The organism is Deinococcus sp., assembly GCF_030523985.1.
In the GTDB taxonomy this organism is placed as follows: Bacteria; Deinococcota; Deinococci; order Deinococcales; family Deinococcaceae; genus Deinococcus.
The window spans coordinates 1-4156 of sequence record NZ_JAUNHK010000157.1 but is presented as its reverse complement, the minus strand read 5'-3'; the positions used below and the strand labels follow the sequence as shown (position 1 = coordinate 4156).

The window sequence follows — 4156 nt, the reverse complement described above, 5'->3', positions numbered from 1 at the left end:
CTAGCAAAGCGAAAACCACCAGCTCCGCGAGGGTTCCCCGCTGCTGGTGGCGTTGCTGGTCTTGCCCTTATTCGTCGTCGGCCCAGTCGCGGCTGCGCTCGACGGCCTTTTTCCACCTGTTCATCAGGCGGGTGCGCTCGGCTTCGTCCATTTGCGGCTCAAAGCGCTTGTCTTCCTGCCACTGCGCGGAGATTTCGTCGGTGCTTTGCCAGAAGCCCACTGCCAACCCCGCCAGGTACGCCGCGCCCAGGGCGGTGGTTTCGGTGACTTTGGGCCGCACTACGGGCACGCCCAGAATGTCGGCCTGGAACTGCATCATCAGGTCGTTGTTGCTGGCCCCGCCGTCTACGCGCAGTTCCAGCAGCTTGGCCCCGCTGTCTTTTTGCATGGCTTCGAGCAGTTCGGCACTCTGAAAGGCGACGGCTTCCAGCGCGGCGCGGGCGATGTGCGCTTTGGTCGTGCCACGCGTAATGCCGACGATGGTGCCACGGGCGTAGCTGTCCCAGTAGGGCGCACCCAGCCCCACGAAGGCGGGCACCAGCATCACGCCGCCGCTGTCGGGCACGCTCGCCGCCAGGGCTTCGACTTCGCTGCTGCTGCGAATGATTTCCAGTCCGTCGCGCAGCCACTGCACCACCGCCCCGCCGATAAAGACCGAGCCTTCCAGCGCGTAGGTGCGCTTGCCACCCAGTTGCCACGCCACGGTGGTGAGCAGTTTGTTCTGGCTGGGCACGGCTTCGCCCTCGGTGTTCATCAGCATGAAGCAGCCCGTGCCGTAAGTGTTTTTCGCCATGCCTTTTTCCAGGCAGGCTTGCCCGAAGGTCGCCGCTTGCTGGTCGCCGCCGATGCCCGCAATCGGCACCCGTGCGCCCAGCAGCCCCTCGGAGGTCTGGCCGTACACTTCGCTGCTGTCGCGCACTTCGGGCAGCACCGAGCGCGGCACGTCCAGAATCTGGAGCAGTTCGTCGTCCCACTCGCCCGTGTGGATGTTGTAAAGCAAGGTGCGGCTGGCATTGGTCGCGTCGGTGATGTGCAGTTCGCCGCCCGTCAGGTTGTAGACCAGCCAGCTGTCGATGGTGCCGAAAGCGAGTTCGCCCTTCTCGGCGCGTTCGCGGGCACCTTCCACGTTGTCCAGCAGCCACTTGACCTTGGTGCCGCTGAAGTAGGCGTCCAGCACCAGCCCCGTCCTGTCTTGCAGCGTTTGCCCGTGCTGCTCGCGGATGGAGTCGCAGTACCCAGCGGTGCGGCGGTCTTGCCAGACAATCGCGTGGTGGATGGGCTGGCCCGTTTTTCTGTCCCAGACGACGGTGGTTTCGCGCTGGTTGGTGATGCCGATGGCGGCGATGTCCGAGGCCCGAATGCCCGCCTTGCTGAGCGCCTCGCCCACCACGCCGATTTGGGTGCTCCAGATTTCCGCCGCGTCGTGTTCGACCCAGCCGGGTTTGGGAAAGTGCTGCTTGAATTCTTTCTGGCCCACGCCGCGAATGTTGCCCGCATGGTCAAACACGATGGCGCGGCTGCTGGTGGTGCCCTGGTCGAGGGCGAGGATGTACTGAGTGGACATGGTTGTTCTCCTTTGGGGAAGGGATTGGAAGACCCCTCACCCCTTGCTTTGCAAGGCCCTCTCCCCAAGGAGAGGGGGTTAAATCCGACCCTCTACCCTGGGGAGAGGGCCTGCCGCAGGCAGGGGTGAGGGGCCTTCTCCTCAGTGCTTGATGTTGTACTCGGGGTCGACGCCTTGCTGATTGGTCAGTTGCCGCGCACTTTCGTCGGCCCGCAGCAGCGCCTTGCCGATCATGGAGTCGTAAATCAGCGCACCCAGCACGCCGCCAATCAGGGGGCCGATGACGGGAACCAGCCACACGCCGTTCTCAAAGCCTGTGTTTTTGAAGCCAGCCACCAGCGCAAATAGGCGCGGCCCGAAGTCGCGGGCGGGGTTGATGGCGTAGCCGTGCATTCCGCCAAAGCTCATGCCAATTGCCATGACCACGAAGGCCACCGCCAGCGGCCCCCAGGCGGCGGCGACGGGGTTGTTCAGCTTGTCGCCAATCGCCAGAATCAGCGCGACCAGCAGCGCGGTGCCGACAATCTGGTCGATCATGCCAGGCCAGAAGGTGCCCGCCACGCCAGGGAAAGTGGCAAATACGCCCGTCGTATGGTCGAATCCAGGGTCGAATTGCTGCCACTTGGCGTAGTAGACGGCAAAGACAATCGCCGCGCCCAGGAAAGCGCCCAGCAGTTGCCCCAGAACGTAGTGCGGCACTTTGGCCCAGGGAAAACGGCCCGTGACCGCCATCGCCAGCGTGACGGCGGGGTTCAGGTGCGCCCCGCTGATGCCACCCGAAATGAAAATGCCCATCAGCACGGCAAAGCCCCAGCCGAGGGTGATGTTGGTGTAGCCGCCGCTCACAATCTGCCCTGGGATGGGCGGGTTGGTGGAGGCGAACAGCACCACCATCGCCACCACGCCGCACCCGAACAGAATGAGAACCAGTGTGCCGAGTAGCTCGGCAATGAATTCCTGCGCCGCCGTAAATTTCATAGTCCTCCCCCCGGCACGCCGCTCAGGTCATGGCCTGCGCCGCCTTGCCGCGCCGCTCCCGCAGCGTTCACAGATGTCGATACCCCCACGGTTGCACCCGGCTTGCACATTTGTCAAGGGGCGCTGAACATCTGTTCATATCCTGCTCAGTGGGGTTTATGCTGGCCTCTATGCCTTTGCCCGAACCCGTTGCCGATGAGGAGCAACTGACCCAGGCCGTGCAGGTGGCGCGGCTCTATTACCAGCAACAACTCACCACCGACGCGATTGCCCACGAACTGGGCACGTCACGCTCGCGGGTGTCGCGCCTGCTGGCCCTGGCGCGGCGCAGTGGCATCGTGGACATTCGCATCCACGACCTCCAGGGCCGCCCGCAGAATTTGAGCGCCCGCCTGCTGGAACGCTGGCCCGGCGTGGATGTTCAGGTCGTCGGCCTGCCCCCCTACGCCTCGCAGGACATGCGGCTGGAGCGGGTGGCGGTGGCGGCGGCGCACTGGCTGGCAGCGGCGCTGCGGCCCGGCATGGTGGTGGGGCTGGCCTGGGGCAACACCATCGACGCCGTCAGCCGCGCCCTGCCCCCGCGCCCGGTCAGCGGCGTGCAGTTCGTGCAGCTCAACGGCAGTGCCAGCGTGCTGGAGTTCAGCTCGGGCTTTGTCGGCGGCACGCTGACCCGGCTGGCGCAGGCGGTGGGTGGGCAGGTACACCTGTTTCCCGTGCCCACCTTTTTCGACGACCCTGCCACCAAACAGGCCATGTGGCGTGAACGCAGCGTGCAGCATGTGCTGGAACTGCAACGCCGCGCCGAGGTGCTGCTGTTCAGCGTCGGCAGTCAGGACGCCGCGCTGCCGAGTTATGTGTACACCGCCGGGTATCTGGACGAAAACGACGTGGCCGAACTGGCAGCGCAGGGGGCAGTGGGAGACATTGCCACCGTGTTTTTCAGACAAGACGGGCGCGGTGAGGGCTTGACCATCAACGGACGCGCCAGTGGCCCCGACCTGGCGCTGATTCGCCAGCATCCCCAGGCGACCTGTGTGGTGGCCGACCCCGGCAAGGCGCGGGCGCTGCGGGCGGCGCTGGATGGCGGGCTGTGCCGCACGCTGATCGTGGATGAAACGACGGCCCAGGCCATGCTGGACGGGGTGGCGAGAGACGCTGAGATAAACCTTTGAATGCCTGTCGCTTGAGGGCGTGAACGCCTCAGTTCTTCTGCTCTACACAGGGCAATGACCGGACTCGGTGGTCACTGCGCCGCGCCTCCCAGGTTTTCAGGCTGCTGACGACCAGAAAAGCCACCATCAGCGTCCAGGACAGCAGTTTGGCGAGGTGAACCGGATGCCAGCCCCCCACCTGATGGGGATAGACCCACGCGCCCAGCCAGGTCGCCGCATTCTCGGCCAGGAAGACAAAAAAGCCGATCAGTACGAAAGACAGCGGAAGCGGCATCTGCCAGTCACGCCCGGCGACCACGAACCCGACCCTGGTCCGTGCGAAGGCTGCCAGCAGGCCCAGGCTGATGACCAGTCGCAAGTCCGGGCCATAGTGATGGGTAAAAAAGTTGAGGTACGCCGCCGCCGCGAGGCCGATCTGAACACCCACGGGCGGCGCATGGTG

Annotated in this window: 4 protein-coding genes; 1 reads left to right on the top strand and 3 read right to left on the bottom strand. The window is 64.9% G+C overall.

The window, feature by feature from the left end; genetic code table 11:
• Positions 1-67: 67 nt before the first annotated feature.
• Positions 68-1564: a glycerol kinase GlpK gene (gene glpK, locus Q4C89_RS14205; protein ID WP_303103279.1), complete on the bottom strand. Its 1497-nt coding sequence runs from the start codon at positions 1562-1564 to the stop codon at positions 68-70.
• Between the two features lie 141 nt (positions 1565-1705).
• The gene (locus tag Q4C89_RS14200; RefSeq protein WP_303103278.1) at positions 1706-2542 is read right to left on the bottom strand and encodes an MIP/aquaporin family protein; all 837 of its coding nucleotides are present in this window, start codon (positions 2540-2542) and stop codon (positions 1706-1708) included.
• 170 nt (positions 2543-2712) lie between these two features.
• Between Q4C89_RS14200 and Q4C89_RS14195 the strand changes: the two genes are divergently transcribed.
• Positions 2713-3714: a sugar-binding transcriptional regulator gene (locus tag Q4C89_RS14195; protein WP_303103277.1), complete on the top strand. Its 1002-nt coding sequence runs from the start codon at positions 2713-2715 to the stop codon at positions 3712-3714.
• Between the two features lie 28 nt (positions 3715-3742).
• Here Q4C89_RS14195 and Q4C89_RS14190 read toward each other — a convergent pair.
• Positions 3743-4156: DUF817 family protein (locus Q4C89_RS14190; RefSeq protein ID WP_303103276.1), on the bottom strand; the 414-nt coding region annotated here is incomplete at its 5' end.